General features: G+C 45.7%; 26 protein-coding genes and 1 riboswitch. Of the genes, 3 read left to right on the top strand and 23 right to left on the bottom strand.

Annotated elements, in window-relative coordinates; genetic code table 11:
* Nucleotides 1–12: 12 nt before the first annotated feature.
* From DWX61_RS00130 to arfA, 6 genes are all read right to left on the bottom strand, one after another.
* Nucleotides 13–957, bottom strand: coding sequence for an RpnC/YadD family protein (locus DWX61_RS00130; RefSeq protein WP_118623170.1), 945 nt, complete (start codon nucleotides 955–957; stop codon nucleotides 13–15).
* Between the two features lie 556 nt (nucleotides 958–1,513).
* Nucleotides 1,514–2,155 (bottom strand): thiamine phosphate synthase, encoded by a 642-nt coding sequence (thiE, locus tag DWX61_RS00125; protein ID WP_015526321.1) that lies wholly within the window; start codon nucleotides 2,153–2,155, stop codon nucleotides 1,514–1,516.
* A 16-nt stretch (nucleotides 2,156–2,171) separates the two neighbouring features.
* Nucleotides 2,172–3,074 (bottom strand): hydroxyethylthiazole kinase, encoded by a 903-nt coding sequence (thiM, locus tag DWX61_RS00120; protein WP_118623168.1) that lies wholly within the window; start codon nucleotides 3,072–3,074, stop codon nucleotides 2,172–2,174.
* A complete protein-coding gene (gene thiW, locus DWX61_RS00115; RefSeq protein ID WP_118512736.1) occupies nucleotides 3,037–3,591 on the bottom strand; it encodes an energy coupling factor transporter S component ThiW in 555 nt (184 codons plus the stop codon). The genes thiM and thiW overlap by 38 nt, the downstream gene beginning before the upstream one ends.
* A gap of 281 nt (nucleotides 3,592–3,872) precedes the next feature.
* A riboswitch (TPP riboswitch) is annotated at nucleotides 3,873–3,975 on the bottom strand.
* A 50-nt stretch (nucleotides 3,976–4,025) separates the two neighbouring features.
* Complete coding sequence (locus DWX61_RS00110; RefSeq protein ID WP_118623166.1) at nucleotides 4,026–5,015, bottom strand: aldo/keto reductase; 990 nt, start codon at nucleotides 5,013–5,015, stop codon at nucleotides 4,026–4,028.
* A gap of 70 nt (nucleotides 5,016–5,085) precedes the next feature.
* Nucleotides 5,086–6,591 carry an arabinosylfuranosidase ArfA gene (gene arfA, locus DWX61_RS00105; RefSeq protein WP_118623164.1) on the bottom strand — a complete coding sequence of 502 codons (1,506 nt, stop codon included), beginning with the start codon at nucleotides 6,589–6,591 and terminating at the stop codon, nucleotides 5,086–5,088.
* Between the two features lie 335 nt (nucleotides 6,592–6,926).
* Between arfA and DWX61_RS00100 the strand changes: the two genes are divergently transcribed.
* On the top strand, nucleotides 6,927–7,703 hold the full coding sequence (locus DWX61_RS00100) for a helix-turn-helix domain-containing protein (RefSeq protein WP_118623162.1): 777 nt from the start codon (nucleotides 6,927–6,929) through the stop codon (nucleotides 7,701–7,703).
* Nucleotides 7,704–7,757: 54 nt separating this feature from the next.
* Here the strand turns inward: DWX61_RS00100 and DWX61_RS00095 are convergent, their stop codons facing one another.
* From DWX61_RS00095 to DWX61_RS00060, 8 genes are all read right to left on the bottom strand, one after another.
* The gene (locus DWX61_RS00095; RefSeq protein WP_118623160.1) at nucleotides 7,758–9,455 is read right to left on the bottom strand and encodes an acyl-CoA dehydratase activase; all 1,698 of its coding nucleotides are present in this window, start codon (nucleotides 9,453–9,455) and stop codon (nucleotides 7,758–7,760) included.
* Entirely contained in the window at nucleotides 9,452–10,732 is a 1,281-nt protein-coding gene (locus DWX61_RS00090) for a 2-hydroxyacyl-CoA dehydratase subunit D (protein ID WP_118512740.1), read from the bottom strand. The genes DWX61_RS00095 and DWX61_RS00090 overlap by 4 nt, the downstream gene beginning before the upstream one ends.
* 315 nt (nucleotides 10,733–11,047) lie before the next feature.
* Complete coding sequence (locus tag DWX61_RS00085) at nucleotides 11,048–11,227, bottom strand: DUF6472 family protein (protein ID WP_015526328.1); 180 nt, start codon at nucleotides 11,225–11,227, stop codon at nucleotides 11,048–11,050.
* A 108-nt stretch (nucleotides 11,228–11,335) separates the two neighbouring features.
* A complete protein-coding gene (locus tag DWX61_RS00080; protein WP_118512741.1) occupies nucleotides 11,336–11,794 on the bottom strand; it encodes a ferritin-like domain-containing protein in 459 nt (152 codons plus the stop codon).
* Nucleotides 11,795–11,858: 64 nt separating this feature from the next.
* Nucleotides 11,859–14,243: a glycoside hydrolase family 31 protein gene (locus tag DWX61_RS00075; protein WP_118512742.1), complete on the bottom strand. Its 2,385-nt coding sequence runs from the start codon at nucleotides 14,241–14,243 to the stop codon at nucleotides 11,859–11,861.
* 31 nt (nucleotides 14,244–14,274) lie between these two features.
* Nucleotides 14,275–15,096, bottom strand: coding sequence for a carbohydrate ABC transporter permease (locus DWX61_RS00070; protein WP_118512743.1), 822 nt, complete (start codon nucleotides 15,094–15,096; stop codon nucleotides 14,275–14,277).
* A 15-nt stretch (nucleotides 15,097–15,111) separates the two neighbouring features.
* Nucleotides 15,112–15,990 (bottom strand): carbohydrate ABC transporter permease, encoded by an 879-nt coding sequence (locus tag DWX61_RS00065; RefSeq protein WP_118061727.1) that lies wholly within the window; start codon nucleotides 15,988–15,990, stop codon nucleotides 15,112–15,114.
* 110 nt (nucleotides 15,991–16,100) lie between these two features.
* Nucleotides 16,101–17,477 (bottom strand): extracellular solute-binding protein, encoded by a 1,377-nt coding sequence (locus tag DWX61_RS00060; protein ID WP_118623158.1) that lies wholly within the window; start codon nucleotides 17,475–17,477, stop codon nucleotides 16,101–16,103.
* Nucleotides 17,478–17,930: 453 nt separating this feature from the next.
* Between DWX61_RS00060 and DWX61_RS00055 the strand changes: the two genes are divergently transcribed.
* Nucleotides 17,931–18,956, top strand: a complete 1,026-nt coding sequence (locus DWX61_RS00055) for a LacI family DNA-binding transcriptional regulator (RefSeq protein WP_118623156.1) — start codon at nucleotides 17,931–17,933, stop codon at nucleotides 18,954–18,956.
* A 198-nt stretch (nucleotides 18,957–19,154) separates the two neighbouring features.
* Here the strand turns inward: DWX61_RS00055 and DWX61_RS00050 are convergent, their stop codons facing one another.
* Nucleotides 19,155–19,427 carry a hypothetical protein gene (locus DWX61_RS00050; RefSeq protein ID WP_118623154.1) on the bottom strand — a complete coding sequence of 91 codons (273 nt, stop codon included), beginning with the start codon at nucleotides 19,425–19,427 and terminating at the stop codon, nucleotides 19,155–19,157.
* Between the two features lie 145 nt (nucleotides 19,428–19,572).
* Entirely contained in the window at nucleotides 19,573–20,061 is a 489-nt protein-coding gene (locus DWX61_RS00045) for a DUF1648 domain-containing protein (protein WP_182433918.1), read from the bottom strand.
* A 212-nt stretch (nucleotides 20,062–20,273) separates the two neighbouring features.
* Here DWX61_RS00045 and DWX61_RS00040 point away from each other — a divergent pair, with 212 nt between their 5' ends.
* A complete protein-coding gene (locus DWX61_RS00040) occupies nucleotides 20,274–21,656 on the top strand; it encodes an NCS2 family permease (protein WP_118623150.1) in 1,383 nt (460 codons plus the stop codon).
* Nucleotides 21,657–21,698: 42 nt separating this feature from the next.
* On the opposite strand, the gene DWX61_RS00035 is transcribed toward DWX61_RS00040, so the two are convergent.
* From DWX61_RS00035 to DWX61_RS00005, 7 genes are all read right to left on the bottom strand, one after another.
* Nucleotides 21,699–22,553 (bottom strand): YitT family protein, encoded by an 855-nt coding sequence (locus DWX61_RS00035; RefSeq protein WP_118623148.1) that lies wholly within the window; start codon nucleotides 22,551–22,553, stop codon nucleotides 21,699–21,701.
* Nucleotides 22,550–22,903 (bottom strand): arsenate reductase family protein, encoded by a 354-nt coding sequence (locus tag DWX61_RS00030; RefSeq protein ID WP_118061718.1) that lies wholly within the window; start codon nucleotides 22,901–22,903, stop codon nucleotides 22,550–22,552. The genes DWX61_RS00035 and DWX61_RS00030 overlap by 4 nt, the downstream gene beginning before the upstream one ends.
* Before the next feature lie 274 nt (nucleotides 22,904–23,177).
* Entirely contained in the window at nucleotides 23,178–23,915 is a 738-nt protein-coding gene (locus tag DWX61_RS00025) for a zf-HC2 domain-containing protein (protein WP_118623146.1), read from the bottom strand.
* Nucleotides 23,912–24,397 carry an RNA polymerase sigma factor gene (locus tag DWX61_RS00020; RefSeq protein ID WP_118623144.1) on the bottom strand — a complete coding sequence of 162 codons (486 nt, stop codon included), beginning with the start codon at nucleotides 24,395–24,397 and terminating at the stop codon, nucleotides 23,912–23,914. The genes DWX61_RS00025 and DWX61_RS00020 overlap by 4 nt, the downstream gene beginning before the upstream one ends.
* A 234-nt stretch (nucleotides 24,398–24,631) precedes the next feature.
* On the bottom strand, nucleotides 24,632–25,069 hold the full coding sequence (locus DWX61_RS00015; protein WP_202030576.1) for a DUF4186 domain-containing protein: 438 nt from the start codon (nucleotides 25,067–25,069) through the stop codon (nucleotides 24,632–24,634).
* A complete protein-coding gene (locus tag DWX61_RS00010) occupies nucleotides 25,047–25,544 on the bottom strand; it encodes a GGDEF domain-containing protein (RefSeq protein WP_118623140.1) in 498 nt (165 codons plus the stop codon). The genes DWX61_RS00015 and DWX61_RS00010 overlap by 23 nt, the downstream gene beginning before the upstream one ends.
* Before the next feature lie 145 nt (nucleotides 25,545–25,689).
* On the bottom strand, nucleotides 25,690–25,967 hold a 278-nt coding region (locus DWX61_RS00005; RefSeq protein ID WP_147419606.1), incomplete at its 5' end, for a zinc ribbon domain-containing protein.

Genomic DNA, 25,967 nt, shown 5'->3' with positions numbered 1-25,967 from the left:
ACCGGCATTTTTTTATAAACCGTATTCCCTGTACAATTCTTTACACACATCCTCACTATCAGCCATCTTCTGTATCTCATCCACGCGACCATCCGAGATCAGACAATTGATCAGGGCTCGTATTCTTGCTTCTCCCTCTGCTTTTCCTTCTGCTTTCCCTTCCGCTTTTCCACGGACTTCTCCAATAGCCATACCTTCCTCCCGAAGTCGCTCCGACTCCAGCTGCAAAACCTTTCCGCCCATAACTTCACCCACTCCTTTCCTGACTTTTTCTTCTTTTCGAAAAATATAATCCGATATTCTTATGATCAATTTATTAAGATCTGTATACATACCTGCTCTTCCAGTGATTGAAAATTCTCTCTCAAGTTTTATCCTGATATCTTCATATTCCATCAACAATCCCTGTAACTTCTCCGAATCTTTAGCAAATATATCTGCTACATTTTCATACCTCATCACGTAAAACGGAAGCAACATCAACAGATTCTTTTCGAAAATACTATCCTTCGTATAAAGTTCCATCTTCACTGTCGGAACCCGGTACACACACACCTGTCCATCCGGAAACAAAACCTTCACTTCCTCAACATCAGGCGTATTCTTCGTAGATCTCAAGTATATCACACAAGATTTCGGGAACTCTACATAAAACTTCCTTCCGACTCTCCGTCTGTTCTCCAAGGCAATTGCAAGATCATACTCAAACATCCTGATCGCCATCATAGTATCATCAGAACTCTGACACTCAATATGGTACACCTTATCCCCGATCAGAAGTCGAGCATCCGTGATCAGTTCACCATCCTCAAGCTGATGCTCATTCCTAAGGTGCATGATCTTCACATCTTCCGGATATGATGTATGAAACACCTCATTGATCAGCGGAACGGTCAGATATGTCATCTTTTCCACTATCGTCCGGAAAACATCATCAAATATAGTATTGTTAGTCATTAACACTCCTACTGGTATATATAGATTATACCACACAAATAAAACATGAAAACACCCTAAACCGGCCTTTCATAAATTTCACAGTACCCAAAAATGGAAAATGCTTCAGAACTCGAAGCTCCAAGAATGTCCATACAGACAAAAGATCTTATAAGATATAACAACCATACCACATACTATAATAAAAATCACTCAAAATTCATCCAAAAATCTCAACAACATTCGACAGCAGTTACTGTTCACTCCGTTCTCAGTAACACGCTTCGCGATGCACAGAATTTATGCTGATCGCATAAATCCGCGCGGTATGTCTCGGCCCCCTACCGTCAGGCAACCGGAAACTCAGCCTTTCCTCCCAGCTATCCAGCGCAGCGCTGATAGCTCATCCATCTCCCGGCAAAGGCCACTCAACCCAACATTTACACCCAAACTCCCGAGCAGCCCCCGACGAAGCCCCGGCGACAGGCAGCACACGCCTCACGGGCGTCCGTATTTCAACAAAAAAAGAACAGCAATGAACCTCAAATTCACCACTGCTCTTCACTCATGTCCTAAATCACTTTCCCATCAAAGCAACAATCTTCTCCTTCAGCTCCCGCGCATTCTTCTTCGGATCCTCCGCCTTCATAATCGCAGAAACAACCGCCATACCACTCATACCGGCACCCTCAAGCACATCCATATTCCCGGCATTCAATCCCCCGATCGCAACCGCCGGAATCGGAACCGCCTCACAGATATCCTTCAACGTAGAAACCTTGGTAAGAATCGTCACAACCTTAGTAGTAGTAGGATAAATCGCCCCCACACCAAGATAATCCGCACCATCCTCATAAGCCTTCACAGCAGCCTCCACCGTCTTGGCAGTAGCCCCCACGATCTTATCCGGTCCCATCAGCTTCCTTGCCACAGCAACCGGAATATCAGAAGCTCCAACATGCACACCAGCCGCATCACAGGCCAGCGCTACATCCACACGATCATCAATGATCAGCGGCACATTGTAACGATCTGTGATCTCCTTCACCTTAAAAGCCTTATCCAGATACTCACGTCCACCCTTATTCTTCTCGCGAAGCTGGACCAGAGTCACACCACCCTTACAAGCCTCCTCAACCGTACGGAGCAAAGACTCCTCCGTATGATAAGAACTATCCGTCACCAGATACAACGTTACATCCAAATCTTTTCTATCCATCCTGATCCCCTCTTTTTCAGTACATTTCAATTTTCAACAGATTCAGCAGCTGTCGATCCGAAAGCCCATAGATCTCATCCAGCAAATTCACCTGAAAGCTTCCCGGACCGCGGGAAATCTTCTCCGCTTCCTCGCCGGCGATACCCATAAGTGCAGTACCAAGCACTGCCGCAGCCAAATAATTCCCGGATTTCCCATTTAATTCCATCTCAACGCCAGACCGGACACCTGCCTCTATACTATCCGTCATCTTTTTCGCAATATTATCTTCGCACCCTGGCAAAAACGCCGCAGTCAGTGCACCGACCATACAGCCGGTTCCTGTGATCCCGGACAGCGCCGCACTGCCATTTTGTACCAGAACAACCCGTTCACCATCCGTAACAAAATCCTGTTTCCCGGTAGCCAGCACAATTGCCTGATTACTCCTTGAAAAAGCCCTCAGCACCTCACTGACAGTCTCCATATTTTCCGCAGTCAGGGCATCCTGCGCCCCCGCATCGATTCCGATCGCATGAGACGGCAGTCCGGAAACAGCCAGAAGCTCTGACATATTTCCCTTCAGCACTGCCGGATGGCCGATGCTCAAAAGCTCCCGTGCCAGATCCAGCCTGAGATCACTGCAGGCAACCCCTACCAGATCCAGAAGAACCGGGATTTTATTTTCCATCGCTGTTCTCATAGAACGCTTCATTGACTCGATCCTGGCATCAGTAATATTCCCGAGATTCAGCATCAGTGCACCGGCCGATGCCGTAATATCTGTCACCTCTGCCGGATGCTCCGCCATGATCGGCCTTGCACCTACTGCAAGGACCACGTTGGCACAGTCATGGATCGAGATCGGATTGGTGATGCAATGGATCAGCGGCTTTTCTTCTTTAATTCGCTTTCGCAGTTGTAAAATTCTTTGTCTCATATGTTTTTGAACCCAAAGCTGCCTGGAATTTCACCAGAAGACCTGCTTTACTCAGAGCCTTCAGGAAAATATAGGCAACACATCCTCCCATTGTGGTTGCTGCAAGGAACATCGGCGTATAATAAAATGCTGTCAGCCCGCCTCTTCCCATCAGGAATGCCATCACCGGATAAGAAACCATGGATCCGATAATACCTGTTCCAAAGATCTCACCGATCACCGCGCAGATGATCTTGCCTTTGGAAAGTCTGTAGAACACACCTGAAAGAAATGCGCCAAATATTGCACCGGTCAGTGCAAGTGGCGGAATTCCCATGAACATCATACGGATCACGCCGATCATGGTCGCACAGAGAAGGGAATACCACGGTCCCATCAGAACCGAGCATACGATATTGACAAGATGTGCCGTGGGGCACATTCCCTCAATCCTCAGGATCGGTGAAATAACGACACCGATCGCTACCATCATTGCCAGCATTACCATACGAAGCGTGTGCATCCTTTGTTTTTCCATAGTGTTTTTCCTCCCTGAAATATCAGGCAGAGCCCTGTCAGATCCGGGCAAAAGCTTCCCGTCTGCTGCAGTCTGCCCTTAGATTTTGGCGGTCGAAGTTCCCTTACTTCCTCTCACTCCGAAAACACGGATTCCCATCGCTTACATGATCCTTCCGGAAAAATCCTCCGGAATATCACTCTCCTGCCAGACATTAAGGCGCTCCCCTTCCTGCCCGCTCTTTCGCAGAAGCTCACATAAAAAAGTGAAAGCGCATCTCCATGGATAAACTCCACGGAGACACGCTCTGAAATCACAATCCCTCCGTTGGCATTACCCAAATCAGGTACGGTCGAAGATCTATCTTCCTCTCAGCCTGTCACACAAGCTCCCGCTGGCACTTTTCTTTTCTGTTTTTCAATATAGCATACCCCTGTTTCATTGTCAAACTTCTCTTATTTAGAAATCGCGTCGATCAGACGCAGTTCCTCAGCTGTAAACGGCGCACAGTGGATAGCCTTCACATTATCAATGATCTGCTGCGGTTTGGATGCTCCGATGAGCACGCTGGTGACTTCCTCATGCTGGAGCAGCCAGCCAAGTGCCATGTCTGCAAGTTTCTCGCCTCGCTGTGCTGCCAGATCGTTCAGTCTCCGGATCTGGTCCAGACGCTCCGGTGTCAGGGCGCTTTCTTTCAGGAATCTTCCGTCCCTGCGGATTCGGCTGTCCTCCGGAATACCGTTCAGGTAACGGTCTGTCAGCTGTCCCTGAGCAAGCGGGCTGAAAGTGATCAGGCCTTTTTTCAGGATGCCGGTAGTTCTCTTTAAACCGTTCTCTTCCACAGTTCTGTCAAAAATGGAATAACGGTTCTGGTTGATCACAAATGGGCATTTCAGGTCTTTCAGGATCGCTGCTGCCTGACTTAAGGTTTTTCCATCATAATTGGAAAGTCCTACGTAGAGGGCCTTGCCCTGCTGAACTGCGGTTGCAAGCGCGCCCATAGTTTCCTCGAGGGGAGTCTCCGGGTCCATTCTGTGATGGTAAAAAATATCCACATATTCCAGGCCCATACGTTTCAAGCTCTGGTCAAGACTTGCGAGAAGATATTTGCGGCTGCCCCAGTTTCCGTAAGGGCCCTCCCACATATCATAGCCTGCCTTGGTTGTGATGATCAGCTCATCACGGTACGGCATCAGTTCTTCTTTCAAAATCTTGCCAAAATTCCGCTCCGCACTTCCGTAAGCCGGACCGTAATTATTGGCAAGGTCAAACTGTGTGATTCCGTTGTCAAAAGCTGTGAAACAAAGCTGTTTCATATTTTCATAATCAGATGTATCTCCGAAATTATGCCATAATCCGAGAGATACCTTCGGAAGCATCAGACCGCTTTCTCCGCAACGGTTATACTCCATGGTTTCGTATCGTTCCTTTGCAGGTGCGTACATAAAAAAATCCTCCCATAATGTCCCATGATTTACCTTATCTGCAACTACTTCTACTATACTTCACCCACACCTATTTCGCAAGACGGATCATATTCCAGCTGTGTTTTGTAAATACTGCTTCCAGTTTTCCGCCGTCCAGCTTTGAGCATTCTGCACTGGCTTTTACAGGAACTACATTCTCGGGCTGCGCCTCTGTATTAACTGCCTGAAGATTATCGTTATTCAGCACGATATGCTCTATGATCTTATACCCCTCAAACTGTCTTAAATCACAGGAAACTTCCATATCCTCATCCAGACTCTTATTCACCGCAAAGATCGTCAGTGTATCCTTTTCCTTATTCCAGACGCACACCGAATCCAGATATGGAGCCTCTCCATAAGTCTTGCTCTCATATATAGGTGTAAGAACCTGTGTATTAAGGACGGTTCCTCTTCCAAACACACTTGTCAGCATATACGGATAAAAGATCGTCTGACGCCATGCGCCTGTATCGGATGTCATGATCGGCGCAATAACATTTACCAGCTGTGCCATGCAGGCGATCTTTACACGATCTGCATGACGGAGAAGTGTGATCAGCATACTTCCCACAAGAAGTGCATCCTCAAAGTTATAAACATCCTCCAGCTGATGGGGCGCCTGTACCCATTTTTCCAGCTTCTTATCCTGTTCATTGCTGTGGTACCATACATTCCACTCATCGAAGGAAAGATTTATCTGTTTTTTTCCATGCTTCTTTGCTTTTACAGCATCGCAGATGGAAACCACTCCTGAGATAAAATCATCCATTCCCTTGGAGCTTGCCAGAAAATCGGCAGTGTCTCCCGCTGCATTTCCATAGTACTGATGCAGGGAAAGATAATCCACCTGATCGTAAGCCTCGTCAAGAACCGTATACTCCCAGGAGCCAAAGGTAGGCATTTCCAGATTGGAGCTTCCGCATGCAACAGTCTCAACCTCCGGATCCATAAATTTCATCAGGCGGGCAGTCTCTGCTGCAACTCTTCCGTACTCTGCCGCAGTTTTATGTCCCATCTGCCACGGACCGTCCATCTCGTTTCCGAGACACCATAATTTGATATCATGCGGCTGTTCATAGCCGTGAGCCTTACGGAGATCACTGTAATAGGTACCTCCCTTAAAGTTACAGTATTCCAGAAGATTTTTCGCATCCTCCGGGCCTCTTGTTCCCAGGTTTACTGCCATCATCACATCACTGCCGGCTTTTCTGGACCAGTCCATAAACTCATTGAGTCCAAACTGGTTTGTCTCGATGACACCCCAGGCCAGATCCGTTCTGGACGGACGCTGAGCTTTCGGCCCGACACTATCCTCCCAACGGAATCCGGATACAAAATTCCCACCCGGATAACGAACGATCGGTACCTGAAGTTCTCTTACCAGTTCCAGAGTATCCTTCCGGAATCCCTGCTCATCAGAAAGAGGGCTGCCTTCCTGATAAATCCCCTCATAAACCGCACGTCCGAGATGTTCTATAAAGGAACCAAAGATCCTTTTGTCTGTTTTTCCGGTGAGGAAATATTTGTCCACGATGATCTGCGCTTTTTTCATTGTAAAAATCCTCCTGTAAATTATTATTTTCTGCTGCTACCGCATTTAGCTCTGTTTCCGATTCCGCCATATACCGGCTCTTACGCCTCTGTTCGCTCACACACTCTCAGCGGAAATCAACCGTTTCTATGTTTCATTTTACCATCCTGTTCTATCCATACCAGTGATTATCTTCCGAAATAGTTGACTTTTTTTCCGGTAAGATTTATCGTAAAGACAGTCTTACCAGACGGACGTCCCTCTGTCACTTTACTTTATACTTCCAGACAGAAAGTTCTTTACAATGCCACAGTCGGATTGTCTGATCTACGTAATGAAAGGAGCGCAGCATTTCCATGGATTTCACCTTAAATTTCTGCGAATACAACCGTTCCAACTCCGATTACGACAGGATTTTCCGGCCGGAGGGAAGCGGAGATTTTCTTTTTCTTTTATTTAAAACACCAATGAAGGTTTATCTGGGCGGTCAGCTTACTGTCACCCGGGATAATGCCTGCATCTTTTATACTCCGGGAAATCCCCAGCATTATCAGGCTGTGCGAAAATTCCGGAACAGCTATGTGCATTTTTCCTGCGGAGAAAATCTGGCAGAACGGTTCGGACTTCCCTGCAACGAGATTTTTTACCCTAATGACTGCCAGGAGATCGATCGCTATATCCGCAAACTGCAGCATGAATATCTGGCCAGAGAAGCTTTTTCCCGGGATTATGAATATGCTCTGCTCTGCCAGCTGATGATCACTGCCACACGGGAACTCCGTAGTACAGATGCCGGCAGTTCTTCCGACTCGGAGCTATACAGCCTGTTCCAGAAGATCCGCCTGGAAATGCTCACCAATTACGAAAAGCCATGGACAACAGAAAAACTCTGCGCCATGGCTAATCTCGAAAAAAGTCAGTTTTATTCCTGCTACCGGAATTTTTTTGACAGCACGCCCCATGCTGACCTGAATCTGCTCCGTCTGGAAAAAGCCAAAAACCTGCTCACCAACGAAGCTCTGCCTGTTCAGCAGGTGGCTCTGCTGTGCGGATTTTCAAATCTCTCCCACTTCAGCCGGTACTTCCGAAAGAACTGTGGCTGTTCGCCCAGTGAGTGGGCACGCCGCCCCTGACCAAAAGGATATTCACACTCTGCATTCACTGCGCAGGCAACTTGTCTGATCTGATCACCGTGCCGCATTACACTTCTCATAAGCAAACAGTGCCGCACCAAGTGCACCGCAAAGCTGTGCCTCATCACAGATATAAAGCTTTGCACCCAGCTTCTCCTCCAGTGCCTGGATGATACCTTTATTTCTGGCAACACCACCGGTCATCATGTATTCCCCCGGATTCTTTTTGCCAAGGCGGGCTGCAAGAGCTCCTACCTTGGAAGCAACAGATACATTCAGACCATGGATGATATCTGCCACATCCTTATTCTGGGCAACCAGAGAAACTACCTCGGACTCCGCAAATACAGTACACATGCTTGAGATCACTACGTTCTCTTTCCACTCCAGACCACGGGTACTCATCTCCTCCAGGGAAAGTCCAAGAGTACGGGCCATCATTTCCAGGAAGCGTCCGGTTCCGGCCGCACATTTATCGTTCATCAGGAAATTTTTTACCGCACCGTTCTCGTCAATGCTGATCGCCTTAATATCCTGACCGCCGATGTCGATAACTGTACGCACATTCGGATTCAGATAATGGGCTCCCTTTGCGTGACAGGTAATCTCTGTGATACTGTCATCACCACTGTCAATATAGGCACGTCCATATCCGGTAGTAACGATACGCACGATATCTTCTTTCCTGATCCCTGCTTTTTCCACGGCCATCTCCAGGCTCTTCTCTGCACTCATCATAGCGCCGCCGCCTGTGGGGATGATCATGGTCGATTTAATTTTTCCGTCTTTATCCAGGATCACAACATCCGTACTTGTGGAACCGCTGTCGATCCCTGCCACATAATAAACTCCTGATTCCATTTTTTTTCTTATCTCCTCGCTAATTCCTTTTGATGGGTCCATATCCTCAGAGCCTTCCAGGGTCTCCGCAAAAGCCTGTACTCTGGTAAGGAGCTGACCTGCACTCTGGCTTGTAAAATCTGTCTCAATCTTCAGAAGCGGAACCTTGATATCTCTCTTGATACTTGCATATTCAAAACCATAATAATCACAGAACTTGATGGTATGATAAATAATCCCCTTCAGGTTCGGATCCATATACAGCCGGTTTCTTCGGGTGCTGTTGTTCATACGGAAGCAGGGCATCTGGGAAAGAAGTGCATCCGCATAAGCCAGGAACATGGCATCGTCTTCCATTTTTTCCAGCTCCTCACGGATCACTGCAAGACGTCTTCCACCTGTACAGGTCAGGTTTTCCACATCCATGCGGATGTTATCCCGGATCATTTTTTCCAGGACACCGCTGACACGGACACCCAGAACGCCGATGTATGGCTGGTTATCCACATCTTCATGGGAAAAAGCATTCAGAAATCCACTTTTATCGAAGGTTTTCCCCGAAAATTTTTCATAAGCTTTCTTCAGACGGTGGATGCCCTGGGCAAGCTTCACCTTTTCACAGTCGTTATCCTCATGAGGCATGTCCAGCATGTACAGAAATTTACATTTACCGGTACTTTCCACAATGTCGTACACACGGCGCATGGAATCACAGCAGTTAACAAGAACAAGCTGCTCTACCTTTCCCTCCAGCACTGCCTGGATCACAGATTTTCCGAAGCCGCAGAGGTTGGCATGTGCGATCTGATCCGAAAGCTCAAAATTCTCCGGCATTTCCTCAAGAACCGCACATTCCTCGCCAAAACCCTTAAAAAGCTCCAGCGGTGTATATTTACAGACGTAATGTATCATGATCTCTTTCCCTCCTTACCTTCTGACAACATTTCCAGATATGCCTGAAGTCGTGTGGATACCTGGCCATCACTGGAATTGGCCGGGTTGCAGCCGTCACCGTCCAGGACCATGGTTGGAAGTCCTGCGTTTTCCAGAGAATTTTTGATCAGGCTGGAAGCTCCGATGGTTCCCTTGCAGCCCCAGTGTGCAAAAAGGATCCCGCCGTCTGCCTCTGTAAGGTCCGCCAGCTCCTGGGCGCGCCGGATTCTCTGCTTCACACTTCCGTTGTAAATACAGTTGACCATTTTTTCCGCAAGGGCCTCATAAGGATCCGAGGCCTGCATCCGCTGAAAGCCGTCTGCGACAAAATCACAGGCACTGATGTGCACGTTCCGGCTGTAATTAAATACATCCTTTACCGGCTCCTGCAAAAACGGCATCATATGCATCCACAAAATGTGAAGACCTTCCCCCTTTGGTGCCTTCTTCACATCCTCAAGAAGCATTTTTGTGTATTTCAGGGATTCCTCTGAGCCCGCAAGAAGATGGCACATAAAGATCGCATACAGCTCATTTGTCAGGGAAGTCACCGGATCGTGATCCTTCCTGAGGGCAAGCTGGCGGCTGTAATAGGAGGCCGCTTCATTGCTGTTGGCAACTGCACGCTGTACCGACTGCTCGGAGATTTTTTTCCCTGTGACATCCTCCAGAAATTTCTTCATCTCGCGGAGCTGATCTGCAACATAGCTGATGGAATCCTGATTTTTTTCATAGGGTACGTCAATATAAAAGCCCGGGATCTGATATTTCTGTTTCAGATAAGGAAACGTCATCATGTTTCCATCGCAGGCAAGGTTTGTGTAGATGGTACATTTGGGCTTCGGTACCAGTCCTGTCATGGACGCTCCCAGAAAAACTCTGTGATAGGAGCACATGGTTTCCGGAAAGCCCTCTGATTCCGTCTGTGCCAGAAATGCCTGCTCGCATCTGGTTCCGGCGATGAAGCAGGACATTGCCTCCACGGAATACGGAGTGATCCCTGCTGCTGTCAGAAGTTCTCCCGGTACAAAAATACTCACAAGAGCAGTATCGTCCGGTTTTGCAAGGGCTTTGATAATATTCTGCATAACTACACGGGCTACATACTGTCCCGAAGCCGGAAGCTTCCTGTCAGGAAAAAGCTGCAGACGTTTTTCCTGAAGCCGGTAGCCAGTGAGAAGAAGTTTTCGTGCTTTTTCCGGGTCCCTGATGGATTCCTCTCCCACCATATCCCCAAATTTCTTTATAATATCCAATCTGTCACACCCTCCATCAAGTCAAAAAATCTATTATAAGTCTGTCAGACGCTTACCCGAAATTTTGTCTCAGACAAAATCCTGTAGCATTATCATCGTCTGGATGGTATAAAGATTCTACCTGTCAGACCAATATTTTTATTATAAAGATATTTTTTTCAAATGTAAACACGCCAATTTTTACAAATTTGAAGCCTTTTGCACATATCAAAACATCAAAATGCAGATTTTCCCCAAAACTCTCATTCCTTTTCGTGGAAAACCTGCATTTATCTTATCACTTTATTTCTGCTCTGTTTTTTCCGTTACTCTATGTCACATCTGATGACGTACCACCTTATATTCATCTCCGGAACGATAATACGGACATTCCTTGTAATCACTGCTCACAAAACGATAATATTCATCCTCATCCAGATTGACATCACAGTAATATTCGTCACACTCTTCATCATATGTATAGTTTGCACAGTATTCGCAGCTGGTTCCCTTCATATCTATTCCTCCTCTCTTTGCAGGAAAGTATTTCTCCCTGCTGTTCTCCTGATTATATAATAAAAAAAGGAAGAATTCCATTACTGAAATCCTCCCTTTTTTTATATATCAGAACATTCCGTTCGCAGTCTTATATTTGTAAAGCATCTCCGCATGATTCTGCTCTTCCACCTGGATATCTGCCAGAAGCTTCCTCACACCACTGTCTTCAAAAGCAAAAACCTCCGAGTTGTATTCTCCGGAAATCAGCTTTTCTGTTCCGATACAGTCTGTTGCAAGAAAAGCATCGTGTTCCTTATCCTCTGAGGACATCACAGATGTGTAAGTAGTCTTTGGCTGGTAATCACGGCCGTCACTGTCATTGCAGTTTACCTGTGGAACTGTGCCGGAAAGCACCTGGCTCAGGGAATCGTAATGCTCCTGCTCTTTTTTCTGAAGAGTCTGAAATAAGCTTTTAAGCTCCGGATCCCTGGCCTGCTGTGCGTATTTTCCGTATTTTTCAATGCAGCTTTTTTCCTGTGTCTGAAGATCCTGGATCACTGTGCGTTCTTTTTCCTTTAATATCATTATGATCATCCTTTCTTTTGATAATAATGATAGTATGGTTTGGAAACGCGATTTTATTCATATTTTACGCAGTCAGGATCTCCATCAGTGCTCCGTAAAGATCCTTTTCCAGTTCCATAGACTGAAGCTCCGACAGAAGAACCGGCAGCTTCTTTCCGGCTGTGATCAGCTGATATAATCTGTCCTTCAGCACAAAACCGATCTCTGCCTGGTTCAGGAAATCAAAGATACGTTTCTCTATACGATTATCCGCTACCTCTCCTGCGAGAATGATCTGCACCTCTGCCGCTGTATCTGCTGCCACTTCCACACAGATCTTCTGAAGCTTCTCCTCATATTTTACAGCAGCCTCAGCATCTGCTCCGTTAACCAGAACCTTCACAGTATCTGTGCCTGTTTTCGCAAAATTACAGAACTCCACGGTATAAGCTCTCTTTGCCGGGATCAGCTCTGTTTTTCCCTGTGCGGGATGAATGGTAAACACTCCCTGATTCTTTTCCTTATAATCCATTTCCGTAAATACACAGGCACCATTTTCGTAAGCACAGGTTTCGTTGTCATCCTCATACAATCTGAAGCTTCCGTCAGCACTCGGGAATACCCGGATATTCAGGCTTTCCGGATTCTTTTCCGCCTCTGTTCCACGGATCTCATCGGTCATCACCAGAATGCCGCCTGCTTTTGCAAGAACCGGGATACTGTCCAGAGTACGGTACATATCCACCATTCGTCCACCCTCATAGCGCAGACCTGTGTAAATATCATACCATACCCCATCCGGCAGCCATACTGCCGTCTTCGCTACATTAAGGCCTTTTACTCTCGGTGTTGTCACAGCCGCTACCATCAGCTGATCTCCGAAAAAGTACTGATTTTTTACTGCATATGCCTCCGGTGCCTCCGGATATTCGTAATACATCGGCTCCACCAGAGGAAGATCTTCCTGGTAGCTTCTGTAGTTCATTGTATAAAGATACGGCATCATTCTGTGGCGCTCACGGAGAGCTTCTTCCATGACAACCTCTGTCTCCTTTTTGAAACGCCACGGCTCTTTTCCGTTGAAGTCACTGCATGAGCTGTGGAGACGCATGATCGGAGAAAAGATCCCGTACTGTGTCCAGCGGGCGGTCATCTCGTCATCCTTATATCCAAGCATATGTCCACCAATATCATGACTCCACCATCCATAACCGATGTTGGAGGCTGTGGATGTAAAGTATGGCTGAAAATCAAGGGAATCCCAGGTAATATGAGTATCTCCGGAAAAGCCTATCGGATATCTGTGGCTTCCGGGACCTGCATATCTGGAAAAGGTCATGGGACGTTTTCCGTTTCTGGCACTGTCCAGGAAATGGAAGTGATTGAAGATCCAAAGAGGATCAAGACCCTCGATCTTACAATTGCTTCCCTGCTGCCAGTCGATCCACCAGAAATCCACACCTTCTTCCTCTCTCGGATGATGAAGATATTTGAAATAGGCTTCTATAAATTTCGGACTTGCCGGATCGCATACTACCGGATCTTCATTTTCATAATCCACACCCATGGCCTTTGCCATGTCCTCATACATTTCTTCACAGCCCTGCACGCCGTCTGCAGGATGTACATTTAATGTGGTACGCATTCCTCTTTTATGTAAACCATCCAGAAAACGCTTCGGGTCAGGGAAGAGCTCTTTATTCCAGGTATATCCGGTCCAGCCACTTCCGTATTTCGGATCAACATCGGTCACATGCCAGTCCATATCAATGACTGCAACCGTAAATGGGATATTTTTTTCCTGGAATTTATCCATCAGCTCATTGTAGCTTTCTTCAGAATATTTATAATATCTGCTCCACCAGTTTCCGAGAGCAAACCTTGGAAGCATCGGTGTTTTTCCGCAGAGTCTGTAAAAATCATGAAGTGCTTCTTTGTAGTCATGTCCGTATCCGAAGAAGTACAGATCCTTGATGCCCTTTCTTCTTGGCTCGATCCAGCCGTCCGGCAAAAGCACCTGCGACCTGCTGTCGTCCACCAGAGAATATCCGAACCTGGAAAGAATACCATGCTCCAGCTCTGTAGCTCCGTTCACCATATCCAGTGTTCTGGCAGTTCCCTTCAGATCATGGATCTCTTCTCCGTAGTGCCAGATGCTGTGATAGGCACTTAGGTTTCCTTTTACCTGAATACTTAATCCCCAACTGGTAAATTCCTTCTCATTGTAAATAAGATGGATTCTTTTCGTATGGACCTCGATCCCATCCTCTGTACGCACTACACGATAGTCCGTTTTCGGAAAATCCCTGAAAAACACCATCTGCGTGGGGCGATCCTCAAATACGCCCTCCTCATCATACTCCAGACGGATCAATCCCTCTGTGAGAAACGTAATCCTGTATTTATCCCCTGTGATCATATTTTCACTTAACGCCAGAGGATGCGTTTCTACTTTATATATGTCCTGCATTTATGTTCCTCCGTTTATTATCTGTATGCCATCATCCCTTTACAGCAGAAGCTGCAATTCCGGCGATAAACTGTTTCTGGAAAAACAGATAGATCAGAAGTACCGGGATGATAGAAATGGCAGTTGCTGCAAACAGTGCACCATAATCTGTGGAATACTGTCCGTTAAACATCTTAAGACCAACGGCAAGAAGCTGTTTGTCTTTGTTTGTAATTACCAGGTATGGCCACAGGAAATCCTCCCATGCCCAAAGGAACTGGAAGATCGCAATACTGAAGATTCCGTTTTTTGACATCGGTAATACGATCTTGTGGAAAATATAAAACTCATTGGCTCCGTCAATTCTTGCCGCCTCCAGGATCTCATCCGGAAGTGCGGAGATATGCTGCTTCATCATGAAGATTCCGAAGCCGCTGAACATAGCCGGGATGATCAGTGCTTTGTAGCTGTCCATCCAGCCAAATGCCTGGATCATGGAATACTTCGGGATAATGGTAACACACCACGGGATCATCATAGTAGAAAGTACGAATCCGAAAAGAATATTTCTTCCTTTAAATTTGTATTTACTCAGTACAAAACCACAGATAGTACTTGTATAAATTACGATCAGAGTGATCACTACCGTAATAACAATACTGTTTAAAAAGAAACGGACAAAATTAAAATGTGCGTTCATATTGATGTAGTTATCAATGATGAATTTCTGCGGAAGGAGATGCTGCTCCAGAGCCATGATCTCCTGATTTTCCTTGAAGGATGAAAAAATCATCCATACAAAAGGATATACGGTAACCACTCCAAGGATCAGAAGGAGTGCATTTAAAGCAATACTGCTGACTTTTCTTTTCATGAATGTTTTCCTCCTTTAATCTTCTGTTCCGGAAACACGGAATGATAACCAGGTAAATACTGCTGTGATAACGAACAATACAAAGGACAGTGCAGATGCATATCCGAAGTTGTATTTTACAAACGCTTCATCATAGATGATGTAGGATGCAAGGTAAGTTGCTGTTCCGGGACCACCTTCTGTCATGATCAGGATCTGAACATATGCCTGAAGGTAGGAAATAATAGAAGTGATGATAACGAACAGTGTCATAGGCTTCAGCAGCGGAAGTGTGATGTAACGGAACGTCTGCCATGCGTTGGCGCCATCTACTTTTGCAGCCTCAAGAGCATCTGTCGGAAGAGAATAGAGACCTGCCATGTACATAACAACTGCATATCCGAAATCCTTCCAGATGGTCATGATCATAATTGCAAGAAGAGCAGTTTTCGGATTCATCAGCCAGTTTACATCCAGTCCGAAGATCTGATTGATGGTACCGATCTGAGGATTGTACATGAATTTCCATACAAAGGCTACGGCTACCATAGGAGTTACAACTGGCATGTAATATACAGCTCTGAAAAAGCTTTTATATTTTATCAGTGTGGAATAGATCGCATAGGCGATTCCAAGTCCAAGACCTACACGAAAGAAAATAACTACAACAGAGAAGATCACTGTGTTCAACATGGATTTTCCAAACAGAGCACTGGTAAATACTTCCTTATAATTCTCAAGACCCAGGAACCGGTAAGTACCGCTCAACGGGTTCCACTCATGAAAGCTTCCTGCAAAAGCGATTCCAATAGGTACGATCAGAAATACCGTAAAGAAGATCACCATTGCCAGAACAACGATATTTCTCAAAATGATCTCGCTTTTGCTCTGCAGCGGATTTGTTTTTTTAAACATCGATGCATCCTCCTTATCTTTTCGATACACATCTTTTTGCCGAGAAAGGCGCACCCTTTTCCAAGTGCGCCTTTCTGCTCTGATACCTGCGGATTACTCACGGCATCTTTTTATTTTGCATACTTATAAAGGTTTTCTACAGATTTGAATGTACTGTTCTTCATATCCTTTGTGATGTTGGCTTCTGCTTCGTCCAGGGCAGTATCGATGTCAACACCGTTGAAGAATACATCCTCTCCTGCTTTTTTCATAGAAGTCTCTACAGTTGCAGGCATCGGGCCCGGCCAGATATAGTGGTCAATGTGCTCGGAAAGAACCTTCAGAGAAGGATTCTCAAGGATCTTCTCATTATCTGCCAGAGATTTCTTAGCCGGGAAGGTACTCATTGCCAGGTTAAATGCGATCTGTGCGTCATCGTTTGCCAGGAAATATTTTACGAAGTCCTGTGCAACTGCCTGCTGGTCAGCCGGAGCGTTTTTGTTCACACCAAAGGTAGACTCACCGTTGTAACGGTTGTAAGCATATGGCTCGCCGTCAAAGGTCGGGATCTCAAATACGCCAAAGTCGATGTTGCTCCATGTTGTTTTCAGAGTGTTGTAGTAGTGTCCCCACTGGATAACCATGGCTGACTGTCCCTGTCCGAAGCTGTCTGCTGCTTTCTCACCGAAGTCCTTGGAACCGACGCCGTCTACATCATACATATCTACCAGCATCTGCATTACCTTCTTCATTGCATCAGAGTTTACATTCGGAGTAACTCCGTCTTCCTTGAAGAGGTTTTCTCCCAGCTGATAATTCAGGCCAAGAAGGTAATTCTGATGGAAATCATCGTTGAAGTTCAGACCTGCCTGAACGATCTTGTCACCGTCTTTAATAGTAAGCTTCTTGGCAACCTCGATCATCTCGTCCCAGGTCTTCGGGATATCAGCATCTGTCAGACCTGCTTTCTCCCACATATCTTTGTTGTAGTATACAGATCCGGTCATCATACCGTAATCAATATAGTAAACCTTTCCATCGATCACATGGGCGCTTACACCATTGAAATCTGCCTCCAGATCCTCTGTGGGGATATCAAGAGGAGCCATGTAATTGATCAGGTTCTCATGGTAGCTGTTATGTACGTTGAAAATAGCCGGTCCGTTGTTTCCATCCAGTGCAAGAGGAAGCTTGGTCCAGTAATCCTCCCATGGGTTATCAACAAGATTGATGGTTACATTTGGATGAATCGCTGTGTATCCGTCGATGATCTGCTGGAACAGCTCGTCACTGCCCCACTCCCAAAGCTCTACGGTGATGTCTTTTCCGTCATTGATCTCCACGCTTGGGTCATATTTGACCGTATCTCCGAAAGGCTCTGTAGGTGCCTCTGCTTTGGCTTCGGATTTGCTGTCACTTCCGGCAGAACTTCCTGTACTGCCACATCCTGTAAATGCAGTTACAACCATTGCTGCAGCAACTACCGCTGCAAAAACTCTCTTTTTCATGCATTACCTCTTTCTTTCCGGTATTTTCCTGTTTTTTGACTACGTTTTCCGTTCCTTTTAGTTTAGCGCTAAATCTATTGTTAATCTATCACGCGCATAGAGATTCGTCAATATAATTTTATTATTTCATCGATTTTTCTAGTATTTATATGAGTTTTTTGTGCATTTTTCATATTTCAAGGCTGCATTTTTTTATTTTCCCGCAATCATACATTGATTTTTTCACTATGTTGGACTATAATATGCATAGTTTATAAACCGTTTTTTTCGAACATTTATATTTCGTGTTTAAACCTTGTAAACCTGTAATAAGAGGATACATAAATTCTGGATTTTTCATTGTATTTTTATTTTTAACTGAGAAATGTGTCAGAATTTTTTATATAATATATATGTATGTATGACAGCAGTTTCCTTCCCGGAAACTGCTATGGAAGAACAGAGGTGTGTAGTATGACATTAAAAGATATCGCAGACCTGGCCGGTGTCAGTATGATGACCGTCTCCAATGTGATCAACGGCAAAACCAGCCGCGTTTCCCAGAAAACCAGAGACAAGGTCAATGCGATCATAGAAGAATACGGATATGTTCCCAACCTGAATGCCCGGAGCTTATCCAATAAAAAATCCCATATCATCGGCATTATCATTTCCCTCGATGAAAAAGATGTGCTCCTGGGAATCAACTATTTTGAGAACCCTTATGTCAGCACCATGATCGGTGTTATCGAAGGAGAGCTGCAAAAGAATGAATATTTCACCATGATCCGCTCTGTATCAAAAAATGCGGATATCATTTCCCTTCTGAAAAACTGGAATGTAGACGGAATCATCATTCTTTATCCTGTCGCCGGCGAATACATGGCGAAGCTGATGGATTCCGCCACCTGCCCCATCGCCACCTTTGACTGCGAGCTGGAGCATCCCAATCTCATCAATATTACCTCCAATGATGAGAAAGGCATGTATCTTTCCACAAAATATATGATCAATCACGGTCATTCCGCCATTGCTTTTGTGGCCGATTACAAAAACCGTCACGTTCTTACCAACCGTTTCAATGGCTATAAACGGGCGCTGGAGGAGAACCATATCCCTTTTAACCCGGATTACGTTTATGAGTACTCTCCTTCCTATGAGGGCGGTATCCAGGCCGGCCGTGAGATTGCATCCAACTGTTCTCCAGTTACCGCTGTTGTAACTACAGCGGATATCTGTGCTATCGGAATTATGGAGGGTGCCCGCCTGGGCGGCTACCGCATTCCTGTGGATCTCTCTGTGATCGGATATGATAACCTGACTCTCTGCCAGTACACCCTGCCAAAACTGACTTCGGTTTCCCAGAACATCCCCCAGAAGGCGAAGCTGGCCACCAGCCTTCTTCTGGAAAAGATCCGTACCGGCTCTGTCAGCTCCTCCTGCCAGTCTGCCCTGGATGTTGAGATCGTGGACAGGCAGTCGGTGATCTCTTTGTATTAAGTACAGGGATTCTACCTCTTATTTTTTGATGTTGGATCCCTGTTACTGTTCACCGATAATGTTCTGCGAAGTGTTTTTGTGAACTCAGCATCTGAACCCCCAAAGGTATCTGTTCATGAACCAGGATCAAATCAAAAAATCCCGGAACTGCTGCAGTGCTTCTGATCCGCCAGCACTGGCACAGCTCCGGGATTTCCGTTACAAACCCTCCCGATACACGCTGTTGATCGTAGCCTGGGCGTGCTCCAGCTCTTTTTTCCGGATGATGGCTTCCCGGTCACTTAAGATCGCCAGCATCTCATCGATCACATCCTCCACTCTGGGACTTGTCACCCTGTATAAATACCCCAGCATCCGTGTAGCTGTGTAATCGGTATTCACATGTTTATAGGCGATTTCCCGGCACAGCTCATCGGGATATCCCTTATCCTGAAGCGCTCTGTAAAGCTCATCTGTTCTTGTATCTGCCATATGCTCCTGAGATTCCTTTCCTGTTTTTATTATAATTTCGCCAAGCGGATATTCGCGATCCGCTTTCGCTGGTTCCAGCCATATTCAGTACAATAAATCGGACATTTATCTTCCACTCTGCTGCATGATCACAAACGCAACCGCTTCACGATTTATCCTCCTCATCCATGCCAGTTTCTTTACCAGCCTTATATATCCCCCGGATTCCCCGGAGCAAGGTTACGAAAATCCCTGCGATCAGTATCCACACCGGCCACATAGGTGCCGTTCCCAGATTCCCGCTGATCCCGGCATAAAGACATACTCCAATGGATAACAGCTTGATCACAGACATCATTTTTGACGCGATTTCAAAGATATGCTCTCTGTTCTCCTCTGTCACCTCAACCGGATAGTTCCACCACTGTGGAAATCTCTGACAGAACATCAGAAGCGCCAGGATCAGCAGCCCCAAAATCGGCTCCAGAAGAAGGCTGCCCTTCTTCCCATACCGGTCCGGGATCCCATGCGCATTAAAATGGATCGGCACCCTCTCCGGCAGATTTCCCCAGGTGGCCACAAGATACATCACGTACCCAAGGATCATCAAAAAGCAGAGCACATCTGTAATATTCCGCAGTTTTTTCTCAGACATTATCCATCCCCCTTTTATTTCAAAATAAACCCGTCTGTAAATCAAATACTCTCTTTCCTGTATTTTACACACAAATTGCCTGCCTGTAAAAGTATTTTGCAAAAAAAGACCTATTATAGCCATATCTGCGAGCACTAACGATTGCATACGAAATTTTTATATGATAAAATAGACATGTTGTCCAAAAACATATTTAAGAAAGGGAAAGAAATATGTTAGAAAAAATCTTCAAGCTGTCCGCAAATAAAACGGACGCTAAAACAGAGGTTCTGGCAGGTATCACCACCTTCATGACAATGGCGTATATCCTGGCAGTTAACCCGAACATCCTGTCCGCGACCGGCATGGATTCCGGAGCTGTATTCACAGCTACCGCACTGGCAGCCTTCCTTGGAACACTGCTGATGGCGATCTTCGCCAACTACCCGTTCGCACTGGCACCCGGAATGGGTCTGAACGCATACTTTGCCTATACAGTCGTTATCGGTATGGGATACAGCTGGCAGTATGCACTGACCGCAGTTTTTGCAGAAGGTATCGTATTTATCGTTCTTTCACTTACCAATGTACGTGAAGCAATCTTCAACGCGATCCCTCTGAACCTGAAATCCGCAGTCAGCGTTGGTATCGGTCTTTTCATCGCATTTGTAGGATTACAGAATGCCAATATCGTGATCGGCGGCTCCACTCTGCTGCAGCTTTTCTCTGTAGATGGCTATAACGCAGCCAAGGGTGTGGAGGCATCCTTCAACAACGTCGGGATCACCGTTATCCTGGCTCTGATCGGTATCATCGTAACCGGAATCCTGGTTGTTAAGAATGTAAAGGGAAATATCCTCTGGGGTATCCTGATCACATGGGGACTTGGAATCATCTGTCAGTTCGCCGGACTTTATGTTCCGAACCCGGAAATCGGCTTCTACAGCCTGCTTCCGGATTTCAGCAACGGACTCTCTATCCCGAGTCTTGCTCCGATCTTTGCGAAGCTGCAGTTTGACGGAGTTTTCTCACTGGATTTCCTTGTTATCCTGTTTGCATTTTTATTTGTAGATCTTTTTGATACTCTCGGAACTCTCGTTGGTGTATCCTCCAAGGCCGGTATGCTGGATAAGAATGGAAAGCTCCCTCACATCAAGGGTGCCCTTCTTGCAGATGCTGTTGCAACAACTGCAGGTGCTGTTCTCGGTACATCCACAACTACTACTTTCGTAGAAAGTGCTTCTGGTGTATCCGAGGGCGGAAGAACCGGACTTACTGCAGTGACAACTGCCATCTTATTTGGCCTGTCCCTGTTCCTGTCACCGATCTTCCTGGCAATTCCGTCCTTTGCCACAGCTCCGGCTCTGGTGATCGTTGGTCTGTACATGCTCAGCAATGTTATCAGCATTGATTTCAGCGATATGTCCGAGGCGATCCCATGTTATGTATGTATCATCGCAATGCCGTTCTTCTACAGCATTTCCGAAGGTATCTCCATGGGAATTATCACATACGTAGCCATCAACCTGATCACAGGTAAGGCAAAAGAAAAGAAGATCAGCGCTCTGATGTATGTACTGGCAGTGCTGTTTATCCTGAAATATATTTTCCTGTAAAATATGGTAAAAAATTCCCGGGAGGTTTATCCCGGGAGTTTTTTATTTCTTCGGCTGATACCGCATATTCGACACATTATAAACCGTAATAAAAGCTTTTGGGTCCTCCTGGTTTATAAACTTCATCAGCTTCTGATATTCACCTTTATCTACAATGGTTATGATCTCATGACGTTTTTCCATTTTATAGGCTCCGATGGCCTCATAGATCGTGGCTCCGCTGTGCAGGTCATGAACAATAAACTGCCTCAGCTCCTCTTCCTTCTTCGTGATAATGCAGACGCGCCGTTTGATGTTATGATCAAAAATAAAATGATCCAGAACAATTCCGTTAAAATACGTTCCCAGAATACTTAAGACTACCGTCTTTTTATCATACACAAGCGCCGCGGAAAGTGCCACGCACATACCGGAAAGGGACATGGCTTTTCCAAGCTCCATGTGGAGATACTTATTCATGATCTTCGCCACGATATCCAGTCCGCCTGAGGATGCATTCCGGTTAAAAAGAATGCTAAGTCCCACACTCACTACCAGAACATAACACAGAACATCCAGTTCCTGGCTGTCTGTCATGGAACCGAAATCTGGAAAAATGATCTCAAACAATCTCAGAAACAACGGCAGCATCACACTGGTATAAACCGTCTTAACTCCAAACTCTCTTCCACAGGTAAAAAATCCGATGATCAGCAATACCACATTCAGGATCATGGTAATAGCCGACAGCTGCAGCGGCACAAAGTTGGAAAGCACGATTCCAAGACCGGAAATACTGCTGACCGACGTATGGCTTGGCACCAGGAAAAAATATACCGCTGCTGCAATGATCGCCACTGCCGCGGTGAGGATTGCGGTTTCCTTAACGATATCCGCATAATTCAGTTTCTTTTTCATGATTTCAGATACTCTTCCCATTCTTTTTCTTTAGCGCCCACCAGCACCTTGTCTTCCCCAACAAGGATTGGTCGTTTCACAAGCATCCCGTCTGTTGCAAGAAGCGCAAGCTGCTCTTCCTCACTCATCTCCGGAAGTTTATCTTTCAGTTTCATCTCTTTATAAATATTTCCACTGGTATTGAAGAAACGCTTCAGCGGAAGACCGCTTTTTTCCCACCAGGCTTTCAGTTCCTCTGCAGTTGGATTGTCCGTCTTGATATCACGCAACGTATATTCCACATTGCTCTCATCCAGCCATTTCTGAGCCTTTTTACAGGTACTGCATTTTGGATAGCATACAAATAACATGTTGTGTCCCTCCTGTTCTTCAGCAGTAAATAAATTCACTGCTGTCTGTTTTTGTCGCCTGCAGCACAGAATTTTTATAGAACTTTTTTTACTGTACTGTCCAGGTTTTATTTTAACATAGACGATGCAGTATTTCTATCCTGTATCTGCCCATCTTCCTGCATTTGCCTGGTTTTGCCAGTGAACAGTACCTTTGCCTGTTTCCATTTAACCAGAGTGAATAAATCCTTTGTGAATTACAAATCTCTACCTGATTCATAAACAGAGTTTTATTCTATTGTTCCGACCATATCAGCTTCGATTCCTGTTTCATCTCATCCACAATTTTCTCCGCTGCATCCAGATCTCCCTTTACTTCCAGCTCTGTTAATTCCAGGCTCTTCTTTCCGGCTTCCGCACTCATATAATAAACCTCTGTTACCGTTTCCGGGGTGCTGTCATCTTCCGGTGATACTTCCTCTGTCTTTTTGGAAAAATCCTGAAGCAGCATGTCATCGCCTTTCAGTTCCAGAGTTCCTGCATATGGCGCGTCAATGGCGTAGACGAACTCTGTTTTTCCATCTTCTGTGTACTGTACTTTCATTCGATTGATGAGATTATTAGAAGAATACAAATTATTATTTTTTACGTACATTCCGCTATTTTCCAGGGTCATGTATTTTTCGTTGAAATACCAGTGGTTGTAGCTTGCTGCCGCAACGATGAGTGTCAGGATAACTGCCACTGCTGCTGTCAGCACTCTGCGTATCATTAATTTTTTCCGGATTTTTTTCAGTGCGGCTGCACTTCCGATATTTTCCGTTTCATCAGCTCTGCGTCGTGCTCCGGAGGCTGCAGATGATATCATTTGAGCCTGCTCTTTTCCCTGCTCCTCTTTCATAATCTCCAACATTTTTCTGCATTCCTCACAAGCTTCCATATGCTCTTTTACCAACGCCTGACTGTCTTCACTTAAAATGCCGTCCACATAAGATGGCATCAGATCCTGTATTACATCACATGTGATCCTCATTGCTCCAACTCCTCTCTGATCTTTACTCTTGCACGGTAATAAGTCACCCTCGCCCAGTTTTCACTTTTTCCGAAAAGCATTCCGATCTCACTAAACTTAAGCTCTCCGAAGGTCCGCAGGGAAAAAACTTCTTTATACGGTTCCGAAAGTCTATGCAGAACTTTGTGGATCTCCATAGCCTGGCTCCGCTGCGCCAGCTTTTCCTCCAGAAGCTCTCCGCCATCACTTTCTGCTTCTTCCAGCTTCTCATCCCCGAGAAGTTGCTTCTTCTGTTTTTTCAGATGATCGTACAACGTATTTTTTGCGATCTGGCAGAGCCACACACGCACATCACAGTCACCCCGGAACTGGTCTATCTTTTCCAGAGCTTTAAAAAACGTTTCCTGTGTCACTTCCTCAACCAGCGCTCCATCCTGTGAGATAGAACGGATATACCGATATACAATGTCAAAATATGTCCGGTAAAGTTCCTCTATGTTCATCGGTTTTTCTCTTTCCTCCCTTCTCACTTATAAGACGAACCCGTTTCAAAAACGTTACAGAAAATCCCGGAAAAATTTTACCCGGATTTCCAGCTCTTTCTTCCATTACAAACGAAATGCCCGATATAAAAATACCGGGCACAACATAATCAGAAACTTTTTCCTGTTCTTATCGTTATTTCTTTTTTTCGTACAAACAAGCACAATTGAACCTGTCGCTGCGCTTCTGATCAACTATACAAACGGCAGCGTCAGCTGCTCATACTCCGGTTCCTTCGCTTTCTTCCCGGAAGCTGAAGCCAAACTTTTCGACGGCCGGTATCCTTCCATCTGCCGGTCGATCCAGGTCATCAGCACATCCACAACGTATTCCTGTTCTTCGCCGGTCAGTTCACGCCCTTTTGGTATCCCGTGCCACTTCTCCAGGCAGCCACGGCAGCAACAGGCACAGGCATGCTGGGCCAGAAATACAGGATGGCCTTTCATCGGCGTCTGTTTCCCGTCATTGGGGATCACTGCAGGCGCCAGACGCATACGGATGAAATCCTGTGCATGCTTTTCTATTTTTTCTCTGCCTTTGTCTGCTGCATAAGCCTTATCTTTTTCTTTCAGATAAAAACCGCTGCGGAATTTCGACTGTGCCAGCCGGTCAAACAACTCCATGTTCCTCATAATATTTCTTCTTTTCCTCATACATAAGATCATCTGCTCTTCTCAGCATGGTCTCAAGCTCCGAAGAGCTTTCCTCCCAGACAGCGCCAACAGAAACACTGATCCTTTTAGCAGCAATGCTGTCACAGATATCCCTGACCTTACTCCGAAAAATCTTCTCATCCATGTCAAAACAGATGAGTACAAATTCATCGCCACCTACCCGGTAAGCATTCTCCGGCAGAATCGCAAGCATGGAACGCGCTGTATTTATGATCAGCCTGTCTCCGGCCTCATGTCCGTAAAGATCATTCACCCGTTTCAGACCATTGATATCAATATATGCTACTCCTGTTTTTATCACTGTTTTTGCCTGCATGCCTTCCAGAACCTGAATATACCTGTTCCTGTTATACAAGGTCGTCAGCATATCACGGTAGCTCATGTACTGCAGACGCGCCTTACGCTCCTTGGCTTTCAGGCTGTCCGGTGACATGCTCCCACCACTTAAATCTTACGATTTTGAAGTGGGGGCTTCCTGCTCGATTACCCTTTAGGGCAAAGCTAAAACAGGCTATCCCCGCGTGTCCCGCGGTTTTGTTTTTTATGTTTATCCGGTTACGGATTTTTTTCTTGTGCCGTCAGGCACATTCTTTATAGATTCTTTTTCCTTCTTCACGGATGTTGACTGCTGCATTCACATCCCGGTCCATCCTATTTCCACATTCACAAACATACATTCTGTCCGACAATGCCAGTTCCTTTTTCTTATGTCCGCATACACTGCAGATCTTACTGGATGCAAAATAACGGTCTACTTTTATAAGATGTTTTCCATATTCTTCCAGCTTGTATCCCAACATGAACAGAAACTGCCCGTACCCGTTATCCTGCACACCTTTCCCAAGGTGCAGCCCTC

The organism is Ruminococcus sp. AF20-12LB (assembly GCF_003478985.1).
Lineage (GTDB): Bacteria > Bacillota > Clostridia > Lachnospirales > Lachnospiraceae > Blautia_A.
The sequence above is the reverse complement of the archived record's forward strand: the minus strand, read 5'-3'. Positions and strand labels throughout refer to the sequence as shown.